This is a genomic window from Treponema sp. R6D11, from assembly GCF_054786075.1.
Window position 1 is genome coordinate 1 of the sequence record NZ_BDHD01001108.1, and the last position, 385, is coordinate 385.

General features: G+C 41.6%; 1 protein-coding gene. It reads right to left on the reverse strand.

Translation table 11 applies throughout. The annotated features are described in order from the left end of the window. The coding region (locus ACYVTD_RS17680) for an anthranilate synthase component II (RefSeq protein ID WP_461248930.1) at positions 1-385 on the reverse strand (385 nt) is incomplete at both ends.

The window sequence follows — 385 nt, forward strand, 5'->3', positions numbered from 1 at the left end:
AAAATTTTTCCGCTACGGCGGCAATGCTTTTTTTGTTCCTCCAATATCTGTAACAATACTTCCACTCTTAAAAAATTTTCGGCTATTATTTTTCCGTTAGGTGTAAGTATCGACTCGGGATGAAATTGTACACCGTATACCGGGTATTCTTTGTGGCAGACCGCCATAATTTCATCGTCTTGCGTCCATGCGGTAATTTTTAACGAATTCGGCAATGTCGATTTTATTCCGGCAAGCGAATGATACCTTGCCGCTTGTATAGCCGGAGGAAGCCCTTTAAACAAAGGATTGTTCACGTCTACAGTTACTAGCGAAGATTTACCATGCATTAATTTGCTTGCATAAGATACCGTGCCGCCAAACGCTTCAAAAATCGCCTGATGAC